Below are 26,103 nucleotides of genomic sequence, written 5' to 3'. Positions count from 1 at the left end.
CGGAGCCATGCGTAAACGTTTGCTGATCAGCGCCGGAACCGCCCTGGTGGGTGTCCTGCTCCTGACCGGAGCCGGGGTGGCGGCCTGCTCGGTCGCGACGCGAGACACCGCCTCGACCGCTCAGGGGACGGGCGCCGAGGGCACCGAGGCCGGGGTCGACGCGTCGGCGGATCCCAGCGGGAGTGCGAGCGCCACCGCCACGGCCAGTCCCAGCGTCGTCCCCGCGACCAACTGCGGCCGGTACGCCTTCCCGAAACCGTCCACCAGCACGCTGCGTGCGTCGAAGAAGAAGGCGTTCGCCTTCTACTTCCCGCCCTATCCGATCTCGATCGACAACAAGGACCCGGGAGGTGACTACTGGGCCAAGTGGACGACCGAGGCGGACCGCCTCGCCAGCGGCACGAAGCAGGGCGAGGAGATGCTGGACCGGCCGCTGACCCGAGCCCCCTTGGCCGGCGACTGGCGGCAGAAGGACTTCGAGACCGAGATCCGCCAGGCGATCGACATGGGGCTCGACGGGTTCATCTGGGAGTATCACAGCGTCAGCTCGGACGCCCGGTGGACGCAGCTGCCCGTGATGCTGGCGGCGGCGAAGGCGGTGGATCCCGGCTTCCGCATCATGCTCAGCCCCGATCTGCAGCAGGGCGCCAACACGACTCAGGCGTCGATCGTCGCCGACGTGCTCAAGGTGAAGGGCGAGTCGGCGATCTACAAGGTCGACGGGAAGATCGTGCTCGCCCCGTTCTACCCGGAGCGCGTCGCCGCCTCGTTCTGGGACGGCATCCGCACGACGCTGGCGGGTAGCGGCGTACCGAGTGTGCTGGTGCCGATCTTCCTCTCGGGCTCGCCGAACGTGCGGGCGGCCGCCTGGAACAACAGCGTCTACGGCTACTCCCTGTGGGGCAACCGATGGGTCGGCGGCGCGGACTCGGTCCGCAAGGGTGCGGTCGAGGCGCACGCCAACGGGCGCAAATACATGGCGCCGATCGCGTTCGAGGACACCCGGATCTACGACGGCCGCTATTGGGAGGCGTCGAACAGTGGCGCGCTGCGGGCCATGATGGAGAAGGCGATCGCCGGTGACGCCGACTGGCTCGCCCTGATCACCTGGAACGACTACACCGAATCGTGGATGGCCCCCTCGAAGGGGCGCGGATACGCCGTCGCCGACACGGTCGCGTACTACACGACGTGGTTCAAGACCGGCAAGAAGCCCGGGCTGGTTCGCGACGCGCTCTACTACTTCCACCGCAGTCACCGCACCGACGCGCCTTACGACACGAGCAAGCAACAGATCGCGATGCACATCCCGAACGGCGACGGGGCCTCGAACAAGGTCGAACTGCTCGCCTTCCTCAGCGCGCCCGGCAAGCTCGTGATCAAGCAGGGTGGCACCGTGTCTACCAAGGACGTCGCGGCCGCCGGGATGGTCTCGTTCACGGTCGCGATGGTGCCCGGCACCACACCCTCGTTCGAGCTGCAGCGGGGCGGCAAGATCGTCCAAGCCCTGCAGAGCAAGGTGCCGATCAAGGCCAAGGTCGTCCACCAGGACATGATGTATCGAGCGGGCGGCGGGACCGCCTGCGGCGGAAAGGCTTAGGCCAGCAGGGCTTCGGCCCGGTCGGTCCGCAGGTGCAACACCGTGCGGCCATCGCGGCTGGTCGACACCAGCCCGGCTCCGCGCAGCACGCCCAGGTGCTGGGAGATCGCCCCGGCCGTGACGCCCAGCCGGGTGGCCAGGTCCGTCGTCGTCGCGGGCTGCGCGAGGCTCGTCAAGATCTCCGCTCTGGTACGCCCGAAGAGCGCGGCCAGTGCGTCGGAGACGGGTTCGGGCTGCTCCCAGAGGGTGGCGACCCCGCGAGCGGGGTAGCGCAACGTGCCGGCCGCGACCGGGCGTACCGACGCGGTGACGCGCGGCCAGCAGAACACGCTCGGGCACAGGATCAGCCCGTTGCCGTTGAGCTGCACCGGCTTCTTGTCGTGCGGCGGACGCCGGGGATGGATGTGCAGTACGCCGTCGAGGAAGCGGACCTCGTCGTGCAGCCCGGCGAAGAGTCCTTCGATGCCGCCCTGGGCCAGCAGCCCGGCCCGGTACGCGATGTCGGCCTCCAGCACCCGGCGCATACGCGTCCAATGTGGTGCGATCAACGCCTCGTAGCAGGCCTCGAGAGCGTCCGCCGCGAGGCGTACGCCCTCCCGGGGGCGCTCCGCCAAGCGCCGGGTCCTCGGAGTGTCGACGTGGAGCGTCCGCAGCTCTTCGCGTACCCGGGAGGCCGAAACGGCCTTGATCCGACGCAGCTCGTCGCTGAGCGCGGGCAGCCGGACATCCGGCGCGGGCAGCAGGAACCCGGGCTTGAACCGGTCGTTCGCGACCAGGTCCAGCAGCAGGTCCACGCCGGGCCCGGCGGGTAGCCGCGGCCGCGCCCACCGGGTCCACGGCAGGTGGACGGCGTGCACGCCGGGGCGTTGGAGCGCCGCGAGCGCGAAGACCGTCTCGTACGCGGGCGAGACGCCGAAGCGCACGCGGGCCAGTTCGAGCCCGTCCATCGGGATCCGCAGCGACATGGACCCAATTTAGCGCTCACTAAATCGTGGCGGCCTCCGGCGGGCCCGCCGCAGCATCCCCGGCATGACGGCTCTTCTCGGAACCCCGGTCCGGCGCTCGCGACGCGACTGGCGCCTGCTGTGGAGCGCAGGCGCGATCTCCAGCCTGGGCGACGGCGCCTTCCTCGCCGCGCTTCCGCTGCTCGCGTCGACGATGACCACAGATCCGCAGCTCATCGCCGGGGTGACCGCCTGGGGCACGCTGCCCTGGCTCCTCGCCGCGCTCCCGGCCGGAGCCTTGGCCGATCGGCTGGACGCCCGCCGGACGCTGTCGTTCGTGCAGCTCGCCCAGGCCCTCCTGATCGGCGCGCTGGCCGTCCTCGTCATGCTGCGCTCGGGTGGCATCCTCGCCGTGTACGCCGTGGCGTTCGCGGTCGGCCTCGCGGAAACGCTGGCGAAAGTGTCCGGCCAACGGCTGCTCCCAGTCGTCGTCGACCCGGCCGGCCTGGAGAAGGCGAACGGCCGGCAGAACGCGGCGTTGTTCGCGAACCGGCAGTTCCTCGGTCAGCCGCTGGGCGCGTTCCTCTTCTCGGTCGCGGCCGGGCTGCCGTTCTGGGTGGACGTGGCGTCCTTCCTGGTCTCGGCGTTGCTGGTCCGCTCGCTTTCGCGGAGCGCTCCCGGGGTGGCCGACCGGCGGGCGCTACGGTCCGAGATCGCGGTCGGCGTCCGGTGGCTGGCCTCGCATCCGCTGCTCCGGACGCTCTCCCTGCTGGCGGGCGTGGCCAATCTCGCCAACTTCCTCGCGATGGCGACCTTCGTGTTGTTCGTCCGGGACCGGCTCGGCGTCTCGGACGCGGCGTACGGCGTGGTCGTGGCGCTGACCGGTGTCGGAGGCGTCCTCGGGAGCTTTCTCAGCGCGCGGATCGTCGGCCGGTTCGGCGGGCGGCGTACGGTGCTGACCACGCTGTTCGTCACGCCGACGGCGATGATCGTCCTCGGCCTGTACGCCCACGACATCGTGACCCTGACGGCGTTGGCGTCGATCACGACGTTCAGCGCGTCGCTGTGGAACGTCGCCGTGATGTCGTTGCGGCAGCGCACCGTCCCGGCCGAGCTGATGGGCCGGGTCGCCAGCGTCGGCCTGCTCCTCGCCTTCGGTACGCAGCCGATCGGGGCGCTGCTCGGCGGCCTCGTCGCGGGCTGGTGGGGGCTGGCCGCCCCGTGGATCGTGGCCGGGGTGGTGCGGCTGGTCGCGGCCGTCGCCTCGCTCCGCCCGCTCACCCGCTGGCGCCCCTGACACCCTCGCGGTTCGCGTCGGGCCGCGCGTCGGGCCGCGCATCGGGCCGCGCGTTGGGCGGTTTCGCGTTATCCGGGATAACGCTGTCTTTCGGCGCGGTCAAGCCCGCGTTATCCCGGATAACGCGGGGAATGGCGGCCGATGATGTCGCGGGAATGGGGCCGACGCGGCGATCCGAGCGCGCTCAGATGCACAAAAGCGGCTGTCTGGCCGGGAAGTTCGCCCGGACCAGACAGCCGTTGTGCCCCTCCGGATGCCCCCGTCGCTCCGCTGAGCGCCATCCGGCGTGGTCTCCCGGCATTTTCTGAGCTGCGCGCCACGTCAACTGGCGATATAGTCCTAGCTCAGATCTTCTCAACGTCAGTTGAAAACACGGAGCCTGAAGTATCGCGGGGGCAGCGCTGAAGTGTCAAGAGTTTATGTTGCAGGGCATTGCCGTAAGCTGATGTTGAGAACGGGGGTGACGATCAAGTGACGTTCGCCGATCGGCTGGATCACTTGTTCCGCACCGTGCGCCCGGCCGGCCGGGGCGAGTACACGTATGAAGAGGTCGCCGAAGCCATCCGGGCCACCGGCGTGATGATCTCCCACACGTATGTCTGGCAGCTCCGCAAGGGCAAGCGGGACAACCCGACGAAACGCCACCTCGAGGCGCTGGCCGAGTTCTTCGGGGTGCCTCCGGCGTACTTCTTCGACGACTCGGTCGCCGAGGCCACCAGAGCCCAGCTCGACCTGCTCGCCGCGATGCGGGACAGCTCGGTGCGGGCGCTCGCGCTGCGCGCGGCGGGGCTGTCGGCGTCCAGTCTGCAAGCCATTCGGGGGATGATCGAGCAGGCCCGGCGAATCGAGGGGCTACCGGCGGAACCGCCAGCTTGAGCGCCGAAAGGTTGACCGCTCCTAGGCGACTGCATGACGATGCACCAATGCGTCTACGCCGCCTGCGCAAGGAGTGCGAAGCGCGGCTGTCCGGGCTCGCGGTGCCGCGCCCGTTCGACGTGCGCGCCTTCTGCGATCAGGTGGCCGCCTGGCGAGGCCGTCCGCTGCACGTGCACGAGCTGGCCGCCGAGGACGCCGCCGACCTGCCCTGCGGCATGTGGATCGCGACCGACGTGGCCGACCACGTGTTCCACGTGCCGGGCGGGAGCAGTCTGCACCGGGATCACATCGTCCTGCACGAGATCGGCCACATGCTCTTCGACCACACCGTCGCCGCCGAACCGGCGCGGGAGCCGGACGCCCTCGACCGCCTCCTGCCCGACCTGGACCCGGCGATGGTCCGCCGGGTGCTGCGGCGGGGCGGTTACTCCACCGAGCAGGAGCAGGCGGCCGAGATGCTGGCCTCGCTCATCCTGCAGCGGGCGGCCGCACCGGCGCCGGCCGGCCTCGGCGAGGTGTTCGGCCGGGCCCGCCGGGTCGACGCGGGTCTGACCGAGCCCGCCGCGCGGCGGTGACCCGAGCCGATCTGATCGTCCTCGCTCTCCTGTGGAGCGTGGGCCTCGTCCGGCTGGTCCGGCGACGGCCGTCGGCCCATCACCGGGTCATGACGTTCAGCCTCCTGGCCATCGCGCTGGCCGCCACCGCGCACGATCCCGTGATCGCGCAGAAGCTCGACTCGGTCACCGGCGGCGCCGACGTGGCGGCGTTGGTGCGTACGCTCAGCGGCGTGGCCGCGGCCGCCTCGGTGTGGGTGTTCGCCACCGCCCTGTCCGGCCCGGCCCAGCCGCGCCCGTACTGGCGACCCCGGCTCTACCTGGTGACGGCGGCCGTCATGGTCGCCCTCACCGTTCTCTTCCTGCTCACCGTCCGGCAGCCTGGGCCGGGCACGTTCGCCGACGAGCAGCCGGGGCAGCCGACGGTGGTGCTCTACGGCGTGCTGTCCTACGTCGCGTACGCCGCCGGAGCGGGGCGCGGGGCGGTGCTCTTCTGGACCCAGGCCCGCCGCTCGGGGCGTACGCTGCTGCGCGCCGGGCTCTTCGTGCTCTGTGCAGCGGCGGGGTTCTTCCTGGCGTACGTCGGGCTGCGGACGCTCTGGCTCGTCGCCGAGCCGATCGGGCTGCGGCCGCCGGACTGGCTCGTCGTCGGTCAGCAGGGCGATCTCATGGCGGGCTTCCTCCTGCTGGCGGCCGGGTGTGCGCTGCCCGGCATCGCCGTCGCGGGGGACTACATCGCCGACTACTCCGCGCTGAACCGGCTGCATCACCTGTGGCACACCCTGCAACGGGCGGTGCCGGGGTTCGTCCTCGGGCGTACGCCGTCCCGCCTGGGCGATCACCTCAACCCGTTCAACGTCCGGATGCGTCTCTACCGGCGGGTCATCGAGATCCGCGACGCGCAGTGGAGTCTGGGCGCGCCGGTCGACGACGATCCCACGACCGAGGCGGCGCTGCTGCTCATGGCGCTGGCGGTGGCCGGGAAGTCGGCGGCGAAGGGCACCTCGAACCCCCGCGTGCGGCGTACGCGCCGGTCCGGTGCCGATCCCGGCGACGCCGTCGATCGGGAGGTCACCCACCTGCTGCACGTCGCGGAGTACTTCGCCAGCGCGTACCCGCCGTTGCTCGTCCCGGCGCAGCGGCTGCGCCCGCTAGAGGACGAGTACGGCGAAGAGCCGTTCCAGCTCGACGGCGGGATCGTCGGTGAGCCCGGTGTGCGCCGGACCGGGCTGCACGACGGTGCTGCGGGGTGAGGTGAGCCAGCGGAACCGCTCGCCCAGGGTCATCCGCCGCTCGTCGTCGCAGACCTGCCGGTAGCCGAGGAGGACCGCCTCGACGGCGTCGAGATCGGCGCCTGGATCGAGCGCACGCAGCCGGTCTGGGTCGACGTGCGTACGCACGGCGAGGAAGTCGCGGCTCCGGCAGTAGACCACCAGGCCGACGTTCATCATCTCGCCGCGTTCGATCCGGGGGACCAGCCGGATCAGGGCGTATTCGAAGGCGACCCGCGTCACGCCACACCTTCCAGCGACGGCAGCCAGGCGGCCGGCTGCTCCAGCCGGGCCAGCAGATGCGTGACGTACGCCGCCCGCGCCTCGTCCGGCGTCTCGAAGTCGGCCGTCCACGAGTGCGGGTCGACCAGCCATTCGTCCGGCACCAGCCCGAGCACCTCGGTCAGCACCTCCGGGGTCACGAGCGGGGCCAGCGCCTCGTGCGCGCCCTCGATGTCGGACGCCTGCCCGGCCAGCGCGTGATCGGCGGCTTTGAACGGCCGGAGCACGGCGTTGGCCGCGCTCGCCCAGTTGTGGTGGAAGTAGAGGCTCGCGCCGTGGTCGATGAGCCAGAGCGAACCGTGCCACATGAGCAGGTTCGGGTTCCGCCACGTGCGATCGACGTTCTCCACCAGTGCGTCGAGCCACACCACGCGGGCGGCGAGGCCGGCGTCGACCTTGTGCACGCGCGGATCGAAGCCGAGCGAACCGGGCAGGAAGTCCATCCCGAGGTTCAGCCCAGCGCTGTTGAGCAGCAGTTCCTGCACCTCGGGGTCGGGTTCGGCCCGGCCGAGCACCTCGCCGAACTCCACCCGGGCCAGCTCCGGCATGGGCAGCCCGAGGCGACGGGCCAGTTCACCCACCACGACCTCGGCGATCAGCGCTTTCGGGCCCTGCCCGGCGCCCCGGAACTTGACGACGTAGGTGCCGAGGTCGTCGGCTTCGACGACGCCGGGGAGTGAGCCGCCCTCGCGCAGCGGGGTCACGTACCGCAGCGCGGTGACCGAGGGAAGGTGCATGACGAACAGCGTACGGGTTGCGTGGTTCTGCCCGGTGGAGCGTGCCCACGGACTACTATGAACTGGACAAGCGTCAATATATGTGCCATTTCTCACGAGCGGTTTCGACACGCTCGGAACGAGGAATACCGTGCGGCCTAAGTGAGCGTTCAGGTTTTACCGGCCGACCGGGAGGTCAGGGATGACCGATAAGTATGTCTATGCGTTCGCGGAAGGCAACAAGGACCTCAAGGATCTCCTCGGCGGCAAGGGTGCCAACCTCGCCGAGATGACGAACCTCGGGCTCCCCGTGCCGCCGGGGTTCACCATCACGACCGAGGCCTGCCGGGCGTACCTGCGCGACGGCAGGACCCCGGAGTCCCTGGACGCCGAGATCACCGAGCACCTCGCCGCGTTGGAGCAGGCCATGGGCAAGAAGCTCGGCGATCCCGAGGACCCCCTGCTCGTCTCGGTCCGCTCCGGCGCCAAGTTCTCCATGCCCGGCATGATGGAGACCGTCCTCAACGTGGGGCTGACCGACGCCAGCGTCCCCGGCCTCGCCCGGCAGTCGGGCAACGTCCGGTTCGCCTGGGACTCCTACCGCCGCCTGATCCAGATGTTCGGCAAGACCGTCTGCGACGTTCCGGGGGACGCCTTCGAACAGGCCCTCGACGCCGCCAAGCGGGTCAAGGGCGCGCACGCCGACGTCGACCTCGACGCCGACGACCTCCAGTCGCTCGTCGACGCGTACAAGCGGATCTTCAAGCAGCACACGGGCCGTGACTTTCCCCAGGAGCCGCGCGAGCAGATGGAGCTGGCGATCCGCGCCGTGTTCGAGTCGTGGAACGCCGAGCGCGCGATCCTCTACCGCCGTCAAGAGCGGATCCCGGGCGACCTCGGCACCGCGGTGAACGTGGTGGCGATGGTCTTCGGCAACCTCGGCGACGACTCCGGGACCGGCGTGGCCTTCACCCGGGACCCCGCGACCGGGGAGACCGGCGTCTACGGCGACTACCTGCCGAACGCTCAGGGCGAAGACGTCGTCGCGGGCATTCGCAACACCATCCCGCTCCAGGATCTGGAGGGGCTCGACCCCACGAGCTTCACCGAGCTGATGCGGATCATGTCGGTGCTCGAAGGCCACTACAAGGACCTGTGCGACATCGAGTTCACCATCGAACGCGGCAAGCTCTGGATGCTGCAGACCCGAGTCGGCAAGCGGACGGCGGCCGCGGCCTTCATCATCGCCGGACAGCTGGTCGACGAGGGCGTGATCGACTCCGACGAGGCGCTGCGGCGGGTCACCGGAGCGCAGCTCATGCAGCTGATGTTCCCCACCTTCGCGAAGACCGACGCCGAACCGCTGGCCAAGGGCATCGCGGCCTCCCCGGGCGCGGCGGTCGGCAAGGCGGTCTTCGACTCCGCCCGGGCCGCCGAACGGGCGGCGAACGGCGACAAGGTCATCCTCGTGCGCCGCGAGACCAATCCCGACGATCTGCCCGGCATGATCGCCGCCGTCGGCATCCTGACCAGCCGGGGCGGCAAGACGAGTCACGCCGCGGTCGTGGCCCGCGGCATGGGGCGGACCTGCGTCTGCGGCGCGGAGTCACTCGACGTCACCGACGACAGCTTCAAGGTCGGCACCACGACCGTCCGCGAGGGCGACGTCATCTCCATCGACGGCACCACCGGCAAGGTCTACCTCGGCGAGATCCCGGTCGAGCCCAGCCCCGTCGTGCAGTACTTCGAGGGGGAATCGGCGCACTCGGTCCCCGCTCCATCCGGCGTCAGCCGGGAGGACGGCGGACTGAATGCTTCTGGCGGCACAGCGCGGAGTCCGCTGGTGCGGGCGGTCGATCGGCTACTGCGGCGCGCGGACGAACGCCGTCGTCTGCAGGTCTGGACCAACGCCGACACCGCCGCCGACGCCGCCCGGGCCCGCCGCTTCGGCGCCCAGGGCATCGGGCTGTGCCGAACCGAGCACATGTTCCTCGGCGATCGCCGCGAACTGGTCGAGGCGCTTATTCTCGCGTCCACACCGGACGAACAGGAGCAGGCGCTGGCGGCGTTGCTGCCGTTGCAGCGCGCGGACTTCGCCGAGATCCTCCAGGCGATGAGCGGCCGTCCGGTCACCATCCGGCTCATCGACCCGCCGCTCCACGAGTTCCTGCCGTCGCTGGAGGAGCTGGCGGTCAAGGTCGCCACCGGGCAGGCGTCCAGCCACGACGAAGAACTACTCGCCGCCGTCCGGCGCACGCACGAGCAGAACCCGATGCTCGGCCTGCGGGGCGTACGGCTCGGCCTGGTCATCCCCGGGCTCTTCGCGATGCAGGTCCGCGCGATCGCCGAGGCCGCGCGCGAGGTCAAGCAGGCCGGTGGCGACCCCCGGCCCGAGGTCATGGTCCCGCTGGTCGGTGCGGTTCAAGAGCTGGAAGTGGTACGCAGTCAGGCGCTGGACGTGATCGGTGAGGTGGATCCGGGCGTCCGGATCCCGATCGGCACCATGATCGAGGTGCCCCGGGCGGCGCTCACCGCCGGGCAGATCGCCGGGCCGGCCGAGTTCTTCTCGTTCGGCACCAACGACTTGACCCAGATGGGCTGGGGCTTCTCCCGGGACGACGTCGAGAGCGCCTTCTTCGGCCGCTACCTGGAACTCGGCATCTTCGGGGTGTCGCCGTTCGAGACGCTCGACGCCGCCGGCATCGGCCGCCTCGTCCGGATCGCCGTCGAGGAGGGCCGGGCGGCGCGCCCGGATCTGCAGATCGGCGTCTGCGGCGAGCACGGCGGCGACCCCGAATCGGTGCACTTCTTCCACGACGCCGGGCTGGACTACGTCTCCTGCTCGCCGTTCCGCGTACCGGTGGCACGATTGGAAGCCGGCCGGGCCGCTCTGGCGACGGGGGGTTCGGACACCCGGTGAGGCCTTGCCGACTCTATGTTGGCGACGCCGCTCCACGTAGCCTGTATGGATGGGACTGCGGTGGTATGGCGTGGTTGTCGACGCGGCCGATCCGGCCCGGCTGGGCCGCTGGTGGGCCGAGGTGCTGGGCTATCCGATCCTCGACGAGCGTAACGGCGAGCTGACGATCGGACCCGACCTCGACATGCCGTGTCTCCACTTCACCCCGGCCCACAAGGGCAAGTCCGGGAAGAACCGGCTGCACCTGGACCTCGTCCCGGACGACCAGGATGCCCAGGTCGAGCGTCTGATCGACATGGGCGCCCGGCAAGTCGACATCGGTCAGGGCCAGGTCAGCTGGGTCGTGCTCGCCGACCCGGAGGGCAACGAGTTCTGCGTGCTGCGGGAGAAGGCCGGGGAGTAGTGACCGCCCAGGAGATCGACGCCGAACGCTGGGTCGCCGAGGTCCGCAAGGACACCGGCGAAGAACGGAACGCGTTCGAGCGGGATCGGGCGCGTGTGCTGCATTCGGCGGCGTTCCGTCGGCTGGCGGCCAAGACACAGGTGCACACCGCCGGGTCCGACGACTTTCTGCGTACGCGGTTGACGCATTCGCTGGAGGTCGCCCAGATCGCCCGGGAGATGGGGGAGCGGCTCGGCTGCGACCCCGACGTGACCGACGTCGCCGGGCTCGCGCACGATCTCGGGCACCCGCCGTTCGGGCACAACGGCGAGGACGCGCTGGACGAGGCGGCGGCGGCCTGCGGCGGATTCGAGGGCAACGCCCAGACGCTGCGAGTGCTGACCCGGCTGGAGGCGAAGATCCCGGGGGCGGGACTCAACCTGACCCGGGCGTCGCTCGACGCGACCTGCAAATACCCGTGGCCCCGGCGGCCGGGCACCCGCAAGTTCGGGGTGTACGCCGACGACGCGCCGGTCTTCACCTGGCTGCGCGCCTCGACCCCCGACCCCGACCGGCGCTGCCTGGAGGCGCAGGTCATGGACTGGGCCGACGACGTGGCGTACTCCGTGCACGACGTGGAGGACGGGATTTTCTCCGGCTTCGTGCAGGTCGGTGTCCTCGTCGACGACGCCGACGAACAGGCCGCGCTCTGCGCCGACGTCGCCGCGATCTACTCCGACGAGCCCGGCGACGTCCTGCGGGAAGCACTGGCCGAACTGCTCGCCGACCCCGTGCTCGCCCGGCTCTCGGCGTACGACGGGTCGCATCGGGCGCAGGCGCTGCTCAAAGACAGCACCTCCGTGCTCACCGGGCGCTTCGTGGCCGCTGCCGTGACGGCCACGCGTCAGGCGTACCCGGGGAAGTCGAGCCGTTATGCCGCGGACCTGGTCGTGCCCCGCTCGGCCCGGATCCGCTGCGCCCTGCTCAAGGGCATCGCGTTGCGCTACGTCATGCGTCGGCGCGGGATGGAGCCCTGGTACGCCCGCCAGCGCGAGATCCTCGCGGACCTGGTCCGGGTGCTGAGCGAGCGCGCACCCACCGAGCTGGACCCGGTCTTCGCTCCACTCTGGAAGGATGCGGCCGACGACGCGGCCCGGCTGCGCGTGGTGATCGACCAGGTGGCCTCGCTCACCGACCCGGCCGCCCTCGCCTGGCACGCCCGCCTCCTCACCCCCTAACCTCTCCCCACCCCCGCTTCTTCCGCGCGATCATGAACTATCGGTCGTGATCGACCGGCGTGTCGTGTCCCCGGCGCCCTGATCAACTCCCCAAGCACATGATCGACTCGGCCGTGTGGCGGCCGTCGCGAGCCGTCTTGGGCGTGATGATTCGTGACGGTGGCACGGCCTAGGATGAGTGCCATGGCCGGACGGATCCGCGACGAGGACATCGCGCTTGTGCGTGAGCGCACTTCCGTCGTCGACGTGATCTCCGAGCACGTGACGCTGAAAGGTGCGGGTGGGCGCAACCTGAAGGGGTTGTGCCCGTTCCATGACGAGAAGACCCCTTCGTTCACCGTGGCCGGTGACCGCAATGTCTACTTCTGTCACGGCTGTGGCAAAGGCGGCGACGCCATCAATTTCGTGATGGAGATCGACCACCTGCGGTTCACTGAGGCGGTCGAGAAGCTGGCCGCCCGGGCCGGCATCCAGCTGCGCTACATCGAGGGCGGGTCGGCGCCGGTCCGGCAGCAGCAGGGCCAGCGCCAGCGGCTGGTCGCGGCGCACGCCGCGGCGGCGCAGTTCTACGCGGAGCAGCTGATGACGCCGGGTGCGCGCGCGGCCCGGGAGTTCCTCGCCCAACGGGGCTTCGACCGCGGTGCCGCCGAGACCTATGGCTGTGGCTTCGCCCCCGACTCGTGGGACGCGCTGACCAAGCACCTGCGGCAGCTCGGCTTCACCACGGAGGAGCTGACCGTCGGCGGGCTGGCCAAGCCCGCCCGGTCCGGGAGCCTGATCGACCGGTTCCGCCGCCGCCTGATCTGGCCGATCCGGGAGACCGGCGGCGACGTCATCGGCTTCGGTGCGCGGAAGCTGTTCGACGATGACGACGGCCCCAAATACCTGAACACCCCGGAGACTCCGCTCTACAAGAAGTCGACCGTGCTCTACGGCATCGACCTGGCCAAGCGGGAGATCGGCAAGCGCGGCCAGGCGGTGGTGGTCGAGGGCTACACCGACGTGATGGCCTGCCACCTGGCCGGCGTACCGACAGCCGTGGCGACCTGCGGCACGGCGTTCGGCTCCGAGCACATCTCGGTGCTGCGCCGCATGCTCATGGACACCGACACGTTCAAGGGCGAGATCATCTTCACCTTCGACGGCGACGCCGCCGGGCAGAAGGCGGCGCTGCGCGCGTTCGCCGACGATCAGCGCTTCGTCGGGCAGACCTTCATCGCCGTCGGGCCGGACGGGATGGACCCGTGCGAGCTGCGGCTGGCCCGAGGCGACACTGCGGTCCGCGACCTCGTCGCCAGCCGTGAGCGGCTGGTCTCGTTCGTGCTGCGGACGACGATCGGCGGGTTCGACCTCGACTCCGCCGAGGGCCGGGTCGGCGCCCTCCGGGCGGCTGCCCCGCTCGTGGCGCAGATCAAAGACCGGTCGCTGCGCCCGGAGTACGGCCGCATTCTCGCCGGCAAGCTCGGCATGGAGGTCGAGGTCGTCCAGCGTGCGGTGAACTCGGCGGTCAAGGGCGAGCCGGTCGACGCCCGCCCGCCCCGGCCGCGGCTCAGCCCGGACGATCCGCAGATCCTCGTCGAGCGGGAGGCGCTGAAGCTCGCCATCCAGGTCCCGGCGCTGGCCGGGCCGGTCTTCGACAACGCCGAGGCCGACTGCTACTCCGACCCGCAGCACGTCCAGATCCGGCAGGCCATCGCGGAGGCCGGCGGCGCGGTACGCGGAGTGTCCGGCCCCAACTGGATCGCCGCGATCACCGACGGCTGCGGCGACCTGATGACCCAGTCGCTGGTCAACCAGCTCGCCGTGGAAGAACTGCGCTACGACGGCGACGCCGACCCGCACTACGTGACGGTGACCCTCGCCCGGCTCCAGCTCGCCGCGGTCGACCGTCGCGTACACAACGTCAAGTCCAAACTTCAGCGCATCAACCCGGTCACGCAGAAAGACGAGTACTTCGCGCTCTTCAGCGACCTCGTCTCGCTGGAGACCACCGCCCGGGCCCTGCGCGACCAGGCATCGAGCGGGTTGTGATGGCGTTCTGGTCGCGGCGGATGCTGCCGAAGGCGTACCGGGAGTTGTTCGCCCCGGGTGAGCGGACCCTGGCCTGGGCCGCCCGGCCGGAAGGCAGCCTGGTCGTCGCCACCAACCTCGGCCTGTGGGTCGACCGCGCCCGCATCGGCTGGCACGAGATCACCAAGGCGGTCTGGGACGGCTCGACCCTGGTCGTCACGGTCAGCGAGGTCGTCGACGACTCCGCCGATCCGGTCGTCGTCGCCGACTCCGCGCACCTGAAGCTCGTGCTGATCGACCCGGGCCACCTGCCCCACCAGGTACGCCTCCGGGTGACCGGCTCGATCGTCCGCTCCGAAGAGCAGCCGGACGGCTCTCGCCTGGTCGGCCGGCGGATGCCCGGCGTGGACGGGGTGGCCTGGACCCGCTGGACCCCCACCCGCCGCTAACCCGGCCCGCCCTTTCCGCGCGCCCCCCGCGCGTCCCCGTCCGGCCCCGCCATTTCCGCGTGATCATGAACTATCGGTCATGATCGACCGGTGTGTCGCGTCCCGGGCTCCCTGATCGACTTCCCCAGCAGGTGATCGACAGAGGTGTCCCCCGGAGCAGGGGGAAGGCTCCGGGGGACGTTGGGTGTGAGGCTTAGTAGACGTGGACGCCGTACACGGACAGCGGCTCGGTCACGGGCTGGAAGAACGTCGTCCCGCCCGAGGTGCAGTTGCCGCTGCCGCCGGAGGTGAGGCCGAGCGCGATGCTCCCCGCGAAGAGCGAACCGCCGCTGTCGCCGCCTTCGGCGCAGACCGTCGTACGGATGAGGCCGGTGACGGTGCCCTCGGCGTAGTTGACGGTCGCGTTCGTCGCCGTGACGGATCCGCTGTGTACGCCGGTGGTGCTGCCGCTACGCCGGACCGACTGGCCGACGGTGGCGTTGCCCGCCGCCGTGATGTCCTGGCTGCCGCTGTAGAGGTACACCGAACCGGGGTGGCTGGTGTAGCTCGTCGAGTAGCGCACGATGCCGTAGTCGTTGCCCGGGAAGCTGGTGCCGGCCCGGGTACCGAGCAGCGTCGTGTGCGACGAGTTGGCGTACCAGCTGCTGGCGATGTTCGTGCAGTGCCCGGCGGTGAGGAAGTAGTAGTTCCCGGCCGAGTCCTGCACGTTGAAGCCGAGCGAGCAGCGGTACTGGCCGCCGTAGATGGCCTGTCCGCCGGCAATCGTCTTGCGGATCGCGCTGGACAGGTGCTCCACGCGTACGGCGTCGCCGTGCCGGGCGATCGCCGCGGTGACCTTGGCGAGCGCCGCGCCCGTGACGGTCGGGTCGATCGAGACGACGACCTGGCCGGTGGTGGGGTCGGTGGCCCACGCGGTGCCGGCTACCGCCGCGGTCGCGTCGAGGTCCGCGGTGACGCCGGCGAGGTCGGCCGAACCGTGCCGGACCAGTTGGGCCACGCCGCCGGCGGCGCGTACCTGGGCGGCGGCCGCGGCGTCGGTGACGCTCACGACGCTCTTGCCGGTGACCTGGTCGATGTACGCCCCGGCGCTGCGCGCGCCCAGTCCGCCGGCGAGGGCTTCGGCGCGATCGGGGCCGAAGGCCTGGCTCGGTGGGGCGGCGTACGCCGACGGCGCGACGGCCAGGGCGAAGAGCAGGGCGGTAACCCCGCTCGCCAGGGCTGCCCTTCGGGTGGGGTGCCTGGAGTTGATCACGATGACCTCCTGGGGGTCGGAGTTCGGTGATGCTCGATATTCTCACTCATCTGTTTGTAGGGCAAGGCATCCGGCGAAAGTCATCGATGAATTTCCGAAAAGACGGCAGCTCGTAGCCGTTCGGCTCGTAATCAGGTTTCGAATGTCAGACCCGGCGACTAGGGTCGGGTCGTGACTGATCAGTCCCTGATTCGCGCCCGCGGCCTGGTGAAACGCTTCGGCGACTTCACCGCGGTGGACGGCATCGACCTCGACGTCGCCCGGGGTGAGGCCTTCGGCTTCCTCGGGCCGAACGGGGCGGGCAAGAGCTCGACGATGCGGATGATCGGCTGCGTCTCGACGCCGACCGCCGGTGAGCTGAGCATCCTGGGCCTGGACCCGGTCAAGGACGGCACCCGCATCCGGAGCCGTCTCGGCGTCTGCCCGCAGCTCGACAATCTCGACCCCGACCTGACCGTCCGGGAGAACCTCACGACTTATGCGCGCTACTTCGGGATCTCCCGGGCGGCGGCCAGGCAGCGCGCCCTGGAACTGCTGGAGTTCGTGCAGCTCGCCGACCGGGCGGAGAGCAAGGTCGACCCGTTGTCCGGCGGGATGAAGCGCCGCCTGACGATCGCCCGTGCGATGGTCAACGAACCCGAGCTGGTGCTGCTCGACGAGCCCACCACCGGCCTCGACCCACAGGCGCGGCACCTGCTCTGGGAGCGGCTGTTCCGGCTGAAGCAGCAGGGAGTGACCCTGGTGCTCACCACGCACTACATGGACGAGGCGGAACAGCTCTGTGACCGCCTCGTCGTGATGGACGCGGGCAAGATCGTGGCCGAGGGGTCGCCCCGGGCGCTCATCGAGACCTACTCCACCCGTGAGGTGGTCGAGCTGCGCTTCGGCGAGAGCCCGCTCGAAGGGTTCCGCGACAAGCTCGTGGGCATCGGCGAGCGCATCGACGTCCTGCCCGACCGCGTCCTGCTCTACGCCGACGACGGCGACGGGGCGATCAACGAGGTGCACCGGCGGGAGTTGGCGCCGAGTGGCGTACTGGTGCGGCGGTCCACCTTGGAGGACGTCTTCCTGCACCTGACCGGCCGGCAGCTGGTGGACTGACATGGCGCATCCGATGCTGGCCACGCTGGAGCGGGAGCTGACTCTCTACCGCCGGCTCTGGCAGGCCTCCGTCTTCTCCTCGTTCCTGTTGCCGCTGCTGTTCGTGCTGAGCATCGGCGTCGGCGTCGGCAGCTACGTCAACGCCAACGGCGGTCTCGGCGGCGTCGACTACCTGAGCTACATCGCCCCGGGCGTCGTGATCACCACCGCGTTCCAGATCGGCATCGGCGAGTCCACCTACCCGGTGCTGGGCGGGTTCAAGTGGACGCGGTCCTATCAGGCGATGCGGTCCGCGCCGGTCGAGCCGTGGCACATGGTCGGCGGCCACCTGCTCTATCTGATGTTCCGCGGGGTCATCGCCACGATCGCGTTCCTGATCATCGTGGGGACCTTCGGCGCGATGCACTCCTGGTGGGCGCCGGCGACCATCCTGATCGCCGCGATCGTCACCGTCTCGGTGGCGGGTCCGGTCACGGCGTTCGCCGCCTCCATCGAGAACGACAACTACTTCGCGCTGCTGTTCCGGTTCGGGGTCATCCCGGCGACCCTGTTCTCCGGGGTCTTCTTCCCCGTCGACCAGCTGCCCGCGCTGGTTCGCCCCTTGGCATACGCGTCTCCGCTGTGGCATGGGGTCGTCCTGTCCCGGGAGGCGACCCTCGGCTGGCCGACACCGTGGCCGATCTGGATCCACGTCGGCTACCTGGTCGCCTGGACGGCCGTCGGCGTGGCCCTGGCGATCTGGCGTTTCCGCAAGCGGCTGGAGGACTGAAGCGATGGTCACGACACTCGTCGCCGCGGCGGTCACCCGGCCCGGCGTCGCCCCGGTGCGGGTGGGCGCGGTGGTCAACCGCAACATGGGTGCGCTGCGGTCGGGCGCGTCCTACTGGCTGGTGCTCATCTCCGGCTTCTTCGAGCCGGTGTTCTACCTGCTGTCGATCGGCATCGGCGTCGGCGCCCTGGTCGGGGACATCTCGGTCGACGGCCGCGTCCTGCCCTACGCGACGTTCGTCGCCCCGGCGATGCTGGCCACCTCGGCGATGAACGGGGCGATGGCCGAGACCACGTTCAACTTCTTCTTCAAGTTCAAGTACGCCAAGACCTACGACGCGGTGCTTGCCACCCCGGTGCGGCCGATCGAGATCGCGCTCGGCGAACTCGTCTGGGCGATGATGCGGGGCTCGGTCTACACCGCGGTGTTCCTCGGCGTGATGGTCGTGATGAAGCTGACGACGATCGGCTGGGCGCTGGTGGCGTTCCCCGCCACCATCCTGGTCGGGTTCGCGTTCGGCGCCATCGGCATGATCTTCACGACGATGATGCGGGGCTGGCAGGATTTCGACTTGATGGCGACCGCGCAGTTCGCGTTGTTCCTGTTCTCGGCGACGTTCGCCCCGATCGCCAACTACCCGGAGGTGTTCCAGTGGATCATCCGGGTGACGCCGCTCTACCAAGCCGTGGAAATGGTCCGGGACCTCACCACCGGGCATCCCGACGCCGGGACGGCGGTGCACGCGCTGTATCTCGTCGTGATGATGACGGTGGGGCTGTACTTCACGGGCCGCCGTCTGGAGAGGATGCTCCTCAAGTAGCCGGGCCGGTGCCGTCGCCGGAGACGGCCGGGCCCGCGACACCAGGTGGCCGGACGGGCGACAACAAGTGGGCGGGCCTGCGGCGATACGCCCACCGACTCGGCGAACTGTCGTTGATCCGACAGAAGAGGGCGCCCGGCGTACGCGAGCATAAAATCTAGGGACCGGACGAACTAGACGTTCCGAAATGGACGTTCAGTTGCGTTTCCGGCCGCTCGCGACGGGTCCTGGGGGTGGCTGATGCGTTTGCAGCATCGGGACGGCCAGACGGTCCATCTCGCCTACGGGACGAACGTGCGACCGGCCACGGATCTGCGGAGCATCCTCGCTCAGCTCGACTCCGACGCCCTGCCGGTGCGAGAGGCGCTGGGCGTCGACCTCCTCGGTCTCGGGCTGTGGCTCGCCGCGCCGGTGGCGTCCGCACTGGCCGCCTCGTTCTCGATGCGGCGGCGGCTGCGGTCGGAACTGTCCCTGCGGGGGCTCGAAGTGGTCACCCTCAACGGGTTCCCCTATCGGGATCCGGCCGGCCTTCACGACGGCCCGCCACGAGGCGGAGTTTCCCAGGCAGCGGAGCCGGCCGACGCCGGCTCTTCGCGTAGCCGCCTCAGCTCGGCCAAGCGCGCCGTCTACCGGCCGGACTGGACCCAACGCGAGCGCCTGGAGTACACGCTGGACCTGGCTCGCGTGCTGTGCGACCTGATGCCCGACGACGCCGAGCGCGGCTCGGTCTCCACCGTGCCGGTCGCCTGGCGCGACCCGTGGGACGCCGAGCGTGCCGACCGGGCCGATCGCCTGTTGGAGGATCTGGCCGACGGGCTGGCCGAGATCACCTGGCACACCGGGCGGCTCGTCCGGGTCGGGTTCGAACCCGAGCCGGGCTGCCTCATCGAGACGAGTTCCCAAGCCGTCGAGCACCTCTCCGACGTCGACCCGACCTTCCTGGGGATCTGTCTCGACCTGGCCCATCTGGCGTGCGCCTGGGAGTCGCCGGCCGCGGCCGTGGCGGCGCTGCGGGAGCACCGGCTGCAGATCGTCAAGGTGCAGGTCTCGGCCGCGCTGGTGGCCGAGGATCCAGCGGCCGCCCGGCCGATCCTCGAGAGCTTCGCCGAACCCCGGTTCCCCCATCCGACCCGGAGGCCGTCCGGCACCGGGGCCGATGATCTCCCCGAAGCACTCGACGGTGACCTGTCCGGGCCTTGGCGCGTACACGTGCATGTGCCGTTGCACACGCGGCCGCCGGAGCCGCTGACGACCACGTTGCCCGACGCGCGGGCCGCGTTGGCCGAGTTGTTCGCGGGCGCCGAAGCGCTCACGGACCACGTGGAGGTGGAGACCGCGACCTGGGCCTACCGGCTGCCGCCCGGTGGGCACAGCGAGGACGTCGCGGCCGAGGTGGAGTTCACGCACGCCGAACTGGGCGAGCTAGGGCTGCGCGGCCCGGCGCGAGCGCCGGACCGCGCGTTGCGGGCGTCTCGCCGTGCGGCGGACGATCCGCAGGTGACCCACTGCTGAGTCAGCTCGCGAGCCGCCCCTGCGCGTTGGCGAGCTTCTTGTCGACCTTGTCCGCCGTCGTGTCGAGCTTGTCGGCGGTCAGGCCCACCTTGTCGCGGGCGGTGTCCACGAGCTTGCTCGTCTGCGCCTGAACGACGCCGGCGGCCTCCTGAACGGTCGGGTTCTCCCAGATCTGCTTCGCGGTCCGCGCGATCTGGTCGTAGGTCTCCCGTCCCGCCCGGGCGCCGAGCACGTAACCGACGGCGACGCCGGCGACGAACCACATCTTGCCCATTGGTGTGCTCCCTCCTCCAACTTCCCCCTAGACCATGCCCGTTTTTGTCCTGGAGTACACCTTCATCCGGATGGCGATCCCGTCGAGCCTGGCCAACTGGGGAAATTGTCTCCTTTGACCGCTCTGACGGGTGAGCCGACCCCCCGTACGGGAGACACGAACTCGGCAGGACATACCCGCTCGCGCGGCGGCCGGTGGGTTGTGTACTCTTGTGCAGTCGCCAGGGCGAGAGGTGATCCTCACCGCTCTGACCAGCGATCCCCGATAGCTCAATTGGCAGAGCAGCCGGCTGTTAACCGGCAGGTTCTTGGTTCGAGTCCAAGTCGGGGAGCCATCTCGCCAAGCCGGTCGGTCCACCGACCGGCTTTCTTGTGCTTATTCGGCCGTTGTGGCCTCCCGATCGCCTCCCAGCGGGTTCAGTAGGGGAGAAGGGGGGATTCACCATGACCCAGACGATGGACGCCGAAGCGCCCGTCCTCGACAGCGTTCGCGAGATCCTCGACAACACCAAGGCCGATCATGTCTTCGGCCCGGCGATCTCCGAGAACGGTGTGACCATCCTGCCCGCCGCCAAGGTACGCGGTGGCGGCGGCGGAGGCGGTGGTGCCGGACCGGAGGACCAAGGCAAGGGCAGCGGCGGTGGCGTCGGCGTGTCGGCGAAGGCGCTCGGCGTCTTCGTGGTCCGGGAAGGCCGGGTCAGCTGGCGACCGGCGGTCGACGTCAACAAGATCGTCCTGGGCGGGCAGGTGGTGCTGATCGCCGCCCTGCTCGTCGTCCGCGCGTTGGTCGGCTCCCGAGGACGTCAGGGATAGGCGCACGCCGCCTGGCTCGCGGCGGCGTATTCGGCGGTGCTGAGCGTCGCCGACTGAGCCGCCCCGGGAAAGCGCCTCGCATCGATCAATCCCGTCGGGCCGTCGCCGCCGAAACAGGCGGCGGCGGCCACCACGATCTGCTCGCCGGGGTTCACCGTCAGCGTCGCAGTGAACTTCTCGGTCAGCCCGAGCGGTCGCCAGGCGCCGGTCGAGCGGCGTACGGCGAATCCGACGATCTCCAGGTTGTGCCCGCTGACGGTGGCCTTCAGCCCGCCCGGCTTGGCGGTGTCCGTGGCCAGCACGAGGGCGATGCCGTCCGGGCTGGGCCGGCCCTTCGCGCAGGGGACCGGCGTCAACGCGGCCGGGGGATTACCGTGAACGACCGCCGAGGGGACGACCTTGCCGTCCGGCAGCACGAACCACCGGACGTCAGGAGTGCCGCCGGTCGCGTCGCGGACTCGTTGCCCCACACAGAATCCGGTGAAGCCGAGCGTGCATCCACTGGGGACGGTCATGAGCACCGGATCGGTGAGGGTGGCCGCGGCGCGTACCGGTGCGCCCTTGCCGTAGGTCACCGCGGTGAAGGTGCGGTGCGGCGGCAGGGCCGGGCAGCCGTTCGCCTCCGCCTTCGGCGCCGGCTCCCGGAGCACGAACACAACCGCCGCCACCGCCACGATCACCGTGACGGCCACGCCGGCCACCAGCGGCCAGCGCCGTCGTGCCGGTGCCGGCGGCTCGGCCCCGGCGACCGCGCCGGAATCGGCTTCCGGATCCGTGCCGGGTTCCGCCAGGTCGCGGTCCAATTGCTCCCAGCGGCGGCGCCAGGCCTCGACGTCGCCGCCGCAGGCCCCCACGTACGCGAGGACGACGTCCAGCGACGGTTTGCGAAGACCGGCCGCGGCCTCGGAAAGAGTCGTGGGACTGTAGCCCGCCGTTCTGGCCAGCGCGCGATAGGTCGGATTGCCCGCCTCGATCCGGACCTTGCGAAGGTCGTAGGCGAAGGACTGGAGCGGACCGGCGAGGGGATCGACAGGATTCTCCTGACGCGCCACTGAACCCTCCCAGCGTTCGGAAGGGATCATCGTGCCCAGCCTCCAGTCCGTCGTCAAGCCGGTGAGCAGCGCACTGTGGATAACCCGAGGACTATCCACAGTGCACTTACGTGGTTACGGACAGGTGTGGTCGCCGACGTTCCGGCGTCAGCCGAGGACGCGGACGACCGAGGCGTGCGAGCCGTACACCGAGGTCTGGTGCACGCTCGACGAACCGCGCGGCGGGGCGGCCTCCAGCATCTGGTTGCCGCCGAGGTAGATCGCCACGTGAACGCTCACCCCGCCGGAGAACCAGAAGATCAGGTCGCCCGGTTTGCGCTGGCTGTACGGCAGGACTCGGCCCGAGCCCCACTGGCTGCCGGTGTTCGGGCCGATGTCGACGCCCGCCCCCACCCAGTACGCGTACAGGGTGTAACCGGAGCAGTCGAAGCCGTAGCGGTTGTAGTCGATGTGCCCACCCGGGCTGGGTGAGCTGATGCCGCACGACGGCCCGCCCTTGCCACCGCCGCCCCACGAGTAGGACAGGCCCTTGCCGGTCATGGCCTTGGCCGCCGCGATGACCCGGGCGATCTTCTGCGCCGCCGTGCCAGCCGTCGACCCCTTGGGACCGCTGATCCGGCCATGCCCGTCCCGGCAGTCGCCGTAGTGGGAGCCCGTCCCAGTGCCCGTCGACGGGCCGCCGGTCGGCTTGTCGTCGTCACAGCGAGGCATGTCCGACAGGAACCCGTCGGTGCCCGTCTTCAGGTAGTAGTCGGCGACCCACAGTCCGTCGCTCGTCTTGTCCCAGATGTACGACCCGTACGCGTACGCCCCGTAGGCCTGGCAGACGACGCGCACCTTGCTGCCGGCCGCGTACGTCTTCACCTCGGTGGACGACGTGGACTTCGCCTTGCGCCCGGCGAGGTCGACCTTGGCCGGGAAGCCAGTGCCGCCGGTCGCCGCCGCGGTGGGGCTGGGCGACGCCACCGGAGTGCCTGCGCACTTCGGTACGCCCGGCGTGAACGTGTCGAACCCGGTCTTCAGGTAATGGTCGGCGACCCAGAGGTTGTCGACCGTCTTGTCCCAGATGTTCGAGCCGTACGCGTTGGCCCCGATCGTCTGGCAGGTGATGTAGACGGTGCTGCCCGCGGCGTACGTCTTGACCTCCTTGGCCGAGACGGACTTGGCGTCGCGCCCGGCGAGGTCCACAGTGGCCTTGAAGCCGAACCGCGCGGGCGTGGTGTCGGTGCAGCGGGCGATGCCGGGCGCGAAGTTCTTCTCGACCCCCGTCTTCACGTACGCGTCCGGAACGTAGACGCCGTCGTCCGTCTTGTCCCAGATGGCCGACCCGTACGCGACCGAGCCGGCGATCTGGCAGACGACGACCACCTTCTCGCCCTTGCGATACATGTTCTCCTCGACCACCCGGGCGGTGAGCGACGGACCCGCGCGGCCGTTGAGATCCGCGGTCGCCGGGTACGCCTTTCCGCTCTGCGCGAGGTCGGAGCAGCGGGCGACGCCGGGGGCGAAGCCGTCGGTGCCCGTCTTCACGTACGCGTCCGGCACGTAGACCCCGTCGGAGGTGCGATCCCAGATCGCCGACCCGTACGCCATGTCGCCGCGGTCCTGGCAGACGACCTTGATCGTCGCGCCGGCCCGGTACATGTCCTTCTTGACGACGTTGGCGTCCATCGAGGCGCCGTCGCGTCCGTTGAGCGTCTCCTTGGCGGTGAACGAGACCGCCGGATGCGTCGCGGCGGCCGCCTTGCCCTCGGCCACGAAGGTCATGTCGGCGGCGGCTTCGTCGGCCACGGCACTCGGCTCGGCCGCGGTGGGGGTGAAGGTCGCCGGATCGGCGCCCGATCTCAGCGCGACCGCCGCGCCGACGGCCACCACGAGAACGGTGGCGGAACCGATGAGGAACCAGGGTTTCTTGAGCAGATTTGCCACGGCTCGTTTGTAGACCGTCGTCCACTGCTCGGGAAGGCGCTGACCTGCCGATCAATCAATTCCGACCAACCCCGCCGGTGCCTGCCCTCCCGCTGGATCAGGGTTCTCGGTCGAATCATCGCCCAAGATTCGACCAAGAACCCTGATCCAGCGCCCACCAGGCGGCAGTGACCGTGCCGGCGAGGCCACGCCGTCGGAGTGCGATAACGATTCCGATAATTTCCGGAAGGTCATTGACGTGCTGCTCGGCACCCTCAATACTGGGGTCGCTTCCATTGATGCGCGCCTGTCCGCACCCCGCTGACCAGCGCGAACGCCCCATCAACGCAGGGAGGAACAATGCCACTCCGTACCCGCCGGCTCGGTGCAGCGTCACTGGCGCTCGCCGCGCTGGCCGGTTTCACCGTGAGCCTGCTGTCGGCTCAGCCCGCCGCGGCGGCCGACCCGTTGCGTACCCTCGCGGCGGCCAAGGGCAAGTTCATCGGGACCGCTCTCGCGACCAGTCCACTGGCCAACGAGACGGCGTACCGGACGATCGCGGCTCAAGAGTTCAACCAGGTCACCGCGGAGAACGCGATGAAGTGGGACTCGACCGAGCCGAACGACAACCAGTACACCTTCTCGGGAGCCGATCAGATCGTCGCCTTCGCCCAGGCGAACAACCAGATCGTCCACGGGCACACCCTGGTCTGGCACCAGCAGACGCCGGGCTGGGTCCAGAGCCTGTCCGCCACCGCGATGAAGGCGGCCATGCTGGACCACATCGCGACCGTGGTCGGCCACTACGCGAACAACCCGGCCGTCCAGTCCTGGGACGTCGTCAACGAGGTGTTCGACGAGAACGGCGGCTTCCGGACCAGCTTCTGGTACAACACGCTGGGGTCGGGCTTCATCGCCGACGCCTTCCGGGCCGCGCGGGCCGCCGATCCCGACGCCAAGCTGTGCATCAACGACTACAACGTCGAGGGGATCAACGCCAAGTCGACCGCGATGTACAACCTGGTGTCGTCGCTGAAATCGCAGGGCGTGCCGATCGACTGCGTGGGGTTCCAGTCGCACCTCGCCACTCAGTACGGTTTCCCCGGCCAGCTGACCGAGAACGTGGCCCGGTTCGCCGCGCTCGGCGTACAGGTGCGCTTCACCGAGCTGGACGTCCGCATCGTCCTGCCGGCCGACACCACCGAGATCAACACGCAGAACCAGTACTACACCAACATCATCAACGCCTGTCTGGCCTCCACGGCCTGCCCCGGCGTGACGATCTGGGGCTTCACCGACAAGTACTCGTGGGTGCCGGACACCTTCCCGAGCGAGGGCCAGGCGCTCATCTACGACGCCAACTACAACGCCAAGGCGGACTACACGGCCATCGCGACCGCGTTGGGCGCCGGGACCGGCGGGGGTGACACCACCGCGCCGAGCGCGCCGACTAACCTCACCGCGTCCGGCACCACCTCGAGCGGCACGACCCTGTCGTGGACGGCTTCCACGGACAACACCGCCGTCACCGGTTACGACATCCTCCGGGCTCCGGGCGCCAGCGGCGGCACCTTCGCCGTCGTAGGCACCTCGACGTCGACGTCCTATGCCGACAGTGGACTCGCCGCCTCCTCGACCTACCGCTACCAGGTCCGGGCGAGGGACGCGGCCGGCAACGTCTCGGCCGTGTCCAGCACGGTCAGCGTCACGACGTTGTCCGGCGGCGGTGGCCCCGGCGGCTGCTCGGCCGTGGGGACCACGCAGACGCAGTGGCAGGGCGGCTACGTCATCCAGCCGGTCACGGTGACCAACACCGGCTCGGCCCAGATCACCTCCTGGACCGTGACCTTCACGCTCCCCGCGGGCCACACGATCACCGGCTCGTGGAACGCGGTGCTCACGGTCAGCGGCCAGACCGTGACCGCCAAGAACGCGAACTACAACGGCACGCTGGGGGCCGGTGCGAGCACCTCGTTCGGCTTCCAGGTCGCGCGGCCCACGAGCGACACGGCGTTGCCCAGCGGGTACGCCTGCGCAGCGCCCTGATCGGTCAGGCGGTCGGCG

General features: G+C 70.0%; 23 protein-coding genes and 1 tRNA gene. 17 read left to right on the top strand and 7 right to left on the bottom strand.

Annotated elements, in window-relative coordinates; genetic code table 11:
* The first annotated feature begins 7 nt into the window (after positions 1-7).
* Positions 8-1,600: a glycoside hydrolase family 71 protein gene (locus AB0H43_RS25460; RefSeq protein WP_360003037.1), complete on the top strand. Its 1,593-nt coding sequence runs from the start codon at positions 8-10 to the stop codon at positions 1,598-1,600.
* On the opposite strand, the gene AB0H43_RS25455 is transcribed toward AB0H43_RS25460, so the two are convergent.
* The gene (locus AB0H43_RS25455; protein ID WP_360003036.1) at positions 1,597-2,565 is read right to left on the bottom strand and encodes a DUF5937 family protein; all 969 of its coding nucleotides are present in this window, start codon (positions 2,563-2,565) and stop codon (positions 1,597-1,599) included. The genes AB0H43_RS25460 and AB0H43_RS25455 overlap by 4 nt on opposite strands.
* A gap of 64 nt (positions 2,566-2,629) precedes the next feature.
* Here AB0H43_RS25455 and AB0H43_RS25450 point away from each other — a divergent pair, with 64 nt between their 5' ends.
* The 4 genes from AB0H43_RS25450 to AB0H43_RS25435 all read left to right on the top strand — a co-directional run bounded on the left by AB0H43_RS25450 (position 2,630) and on the right by AB0H43_RS25435 (position 6,524).
* On the top strand, positions 2,630-3,841 hold the full coding sequence (locus tag AB0H43_RS25450) for an MFS transporter (RefSeq protein ID WP_360003034.1): 1,212 nt from the start codon (positions 2,630-2,632) through the stop codon (positions 3,839-3,841).
* A 471-nt stretch (positions 3,842-4,312) separates the two neighbouring features.
* Positions 4,313-4,717: a helix-turn-helix transcriptional regulator gene (locus AB0H43_RS25445; RefSeq protein ID WP_360003032.1), complete on the top strand. Its 405-nt coding sequence runs from the start codon at positions 4,313-4,315 to the stop codon at positions 4,715-4,717.
* A 47-nt stretch (positions 4,718-4,764) separates the two neighbouring features.
* Complete coding sequence (locus AB0H43_RS25440; RefSeq protein ID WP_360003030.1) at positions 4,765-5,292, top strand: hypothetical protein; 528 nt, start codon at positions 4,765-4,767, stop codon at positions 5,290-5,292.
* Positions 5,289-6,524: an MAB_1171c family putative transporter gene (locus tag AB0H43_RS25435; protein WP_360003028.1), complete on the top strand. Its 1,236-nt coding sequence runs from the start codon at positions 5,289-5,291 to the stop codon at positions 6,522-6,524. Before AB0H43_RS25440 ends, AB0H43_RS25435 begins: the two co-directional genes overlap by 4 nt.
* On the opposite strand, the gene AB0H43_RS25430 is transcribed toward AB0H43_RS25435, so the two are convergent.
* Both AB0H43_RS25430 and AB0H43_RS25425 read right to left on the bottom strand, forming a co-directional pair.
* Positions 6,423-6,785, bottom strand: a complete 363-nt coding sequence (locus tag AB0H43_RS25430; RefSeq protein WP_360003026.1) for a DUF3037 domain-containing protein — start codon at positions 6,783-6,785, stop codon at positions 6,423-6,425. The two genes, AB0H43_RS25435 and AB0H43_RS25430, sit on opposite strands and share 102 nt — an antisense overlap.
* Positions 6,782-7,561 (bottom strand): HipA family kinase, encoded by a 780-nt coding sequence (locus AB0H43_RS25425; RefSeq protein WP_360003024.1) that lies wholly within the window; start codon positions 7,559-7,561, stop codon positions 6,782-6,784. Before AB0H43_RS25425 ends, AB0H43_RS25430 begins: the two co-directional genes overlap by 4 nt.
* Positions 7,562-7,742: 181 nt before the next feature.
* Between AB0H43_RS25425 and ppdK the strand changes: the two genes are divergently transcribed.
* From ppdK to AB0H43_RS25400, 5 genes are all read left to right on the top strand, one after another.
* The gene (gene ppdK, locus AB0H43_RS25420; RefSeq protein ID WP_360003022.1) at positions 7,743-10,460 is read left to right on the top strand and encodes a pyruvate, phosphate dikinase; all 2,718 of its coding nucleotides are present in this window, start codon (positions 7,743-7,745) and stop codon (positions 10,458-10,460) included.
* 49 nt (positions 10,461-10,509) lie between these two features.
* The gene (locus tag AB0H43_RS25415; RefSeq protein ID WP_360003020.1) at positions 10,510-10,863 is read left to right on the top strand and encodes a VOC family protein; all 354 of its coding nucleotides are present in this window, start codon (positions 10,510-10,512) and stop codon (positions 10,861-10,863) included.
* Positions 10,863-12,080, top strand: coding sequence for a deoxyguanosinetriphosphate triphosphohydrolase (locus AB0H43_RS25410; RefSeq protein WP_360003018.1), 1,218 nt, complete (start codon positions 10,863-10,865; stop codon positions 12,078-12,080). The genes AB0H43_RS25415 and AB0H43_RS25410 overlap by 1 nt, the downstream gene beginning before the upstream one ends.
* A gap of 174 nt (positions 12,081-12,254) precedes the next feature.
* On the top strand, positions 12,255-14,111 hold the full coding sequence (gene dnaG, locus AB0H43_RS25405; RefSeq protein ID WP_360003016.1) for a DNA primase: 1,857 nt from the start codon (positions 12,255-12,257) through the stop codon (positions 14,109-14,111).
* Positions 14,111-14,539 (top strand): hypothetical protein, encoded by a 429-nt coding sequence (locus AB0H43_RS25400; RefSeq protein ID WP_360003014.1) that lies wholly within the window; start codon positions 14,111-14,113, stop codon positions 14,537-14,539. Before dnaG ends, AB0H43_RS25400 begins: the two co-directional genes overlap by 1 nt.
* A gap of 193 nt (positions 14,540-14,732) precedes the next feature.
* Here the strand turns inward: AB0H43_RS25400 and AB0H43_RS25395 are convergent, their stop codons facing one another.
* Positions 14,733-15,722: a S1 family peptidase gene (locus AB0H43_RS25395; protein WP_360003156.1), complete on the bottom strand. Its 990-nt coding sequence runs from the start codon at positions 15,720-15,722 to the stop codon at positions 14,733-14,735.
* A gap of 240 nt (positions 15,723-15,962) precedes the next feature.
* On the opposite strand from AB0H43_RS25395, the gene AB0H43_RS25390 reads away from it, so the two are divergent.
* The 4 genes from AB0H43_RS25390 to AB0H43_RS25375 all read left to right on the top strand — a co-directional run bounded on the left by AB0H43_RS25390 (position 15,963) and on the right by AB0H43_RS25375 (position 19,993).
* Positions 15,963-16,892 carry an ATP-binding cassette domain-containing protein gene (locus AB0H43_RS25390; protein ID WP_360003012.1) on the top strand — a complete coding sequence of 310 codons (930 nt, stop codon included), beginning with the start codon at positions 15,963-15,965 and terminating at the stop codon, positions 16,890-16,892.
* 1 nt (position 16,893) lies between these two features.
* A complete protein-coding gene (locus tag AB0H43_RS25385) occupies positions 16,894-17,661 on the top strand; it encodes an ABC transporter permease (protein WP_360003010.1) in 768 nt (255 codons plus the stop codon).
* A gap of 4 nt (positions 17,662-17,665) precedes the next feature.
* Positions 17,666-18,481, top strand: coding sequence for an ABC transporter permease (locus AB0H43_RS25380; protein ID WP_360003009.1), 816 nt, complete (start codon positions 17,666-17,668; stop codon positions 18,479-18,481).
* A gap of 240 nt (positions 18,482-18,721) precedes the next feature.
* Positions 18,722-19,993 carry a TIM barrel protein gene (locus AB0H43_RS25375; protein WP_360003007.1) on the top strand — a complete coding sequence of 424 codons (1,272 nt, stop codon included), beginning with the start codon at positions 18,722-18,724 and terminating at the stop codon, positions 19,991-19,993.
* Between the two features lies 1 nt (position 19,994).
* On the opposite strand, the gene AB0H43_RS25370 is transcribed toward AB0H43_RS25375, so the two are convergent.
* Positions 19,995-20,267 (bottom strand): YtxH domain-containing protein, encoded by a 273-nt coding sequence (locus tag AB0H43_RS25370; protein ID WP_360003005.1) that lies wholly within the window; start codon positions 20,265-20,267, stop codon positions 19,995-19,997.
* 258 nt (positions 20,268-20,525) lie between these two features.
* Here AB0H43_RS25370 and AB0H43_RS25365 point away from each other — a divergent pair.
* Together AB0H43_RS25365 and AB0H43_RS25360 are read left to right on the top strand one after the other, a co-directional pair.
* A tRNA-Asn gene (locus AB0H43_RS25365) sits at positions 20,526-20,601 on the top strand.
* Positions 20,602-20,710: 109 nt separating this feature from the next.
* A complete protein-coding gene (locus AB0H43_RS25360) occupies positions 20,711-21,079 on the top strand; it encodes a spore germination protein GerW family protein (protein WP_360003003.1) in 369 nt (122 codons plus the stop codon).
* Here AB0H43_RS25360 and AB0H43_RS25355 read toward each other — a convergent pair.
* Positions 21,070-22,161, bottom strand: a complete 1,092-nt coding sequence (locus AB0H43_RS25355) for a helix-turn-helix transcriptional regulator (RefSeq protein ID WP_360003001.1) — start codon at positions 22,159-22,161, stop codon at positions 21,070-21,072. The genes AB0H43_RS25360 and AB0H43_RS25355 overlap by 10 nt on opposite strands.
* A 117-nt stretch (positions 22,162-22,278) precedes the next feature.
* Positions 22,279-24,060 carry an NlpC/P60 family protein gene (locus AB0H43_RS25350; protein WP_360002999.1) on the bottom strand — a complete coding sequence of 594 codons (1,782 nt, stop codon included), beginning with the start codon at positions 24,058-24,060 and terminating at the stop codon, positions 22,279-22,281.
* A gap of 339 nt (positions 24,061-24,399) precedes the next feature.
* On the opposite strand from AB0H43_RS25350, the gene AB0H43_RS25345 reads away from it, so the two are divergent.
* A complete protein-coding gene (locus AB0H43_RS25345; protein ID WP_360002997.1) occupies positions 24,400-26,085 on the top strand; it encodes an endo-1,4-beta-xylanase in 1,686 nt (561 codons plus the stop codon).
* Positions 26,086-26,103: the final 18 nt, after the last annotated feature.

The sequence above is a fragment of the Hamadaea sp. NPDC050747 genome, assembly GCF_040654195.1.
Classification (GTDB): Bacteria; Actinomycetota; Actinomycetes; order Mycobacteriales; family Micromonosporaceae; genus Hamadaea.
Note: the sequence above shows the minus strand (reverse complement) of the source record. Positions and strands in the feature narration are given on the sequence as shown.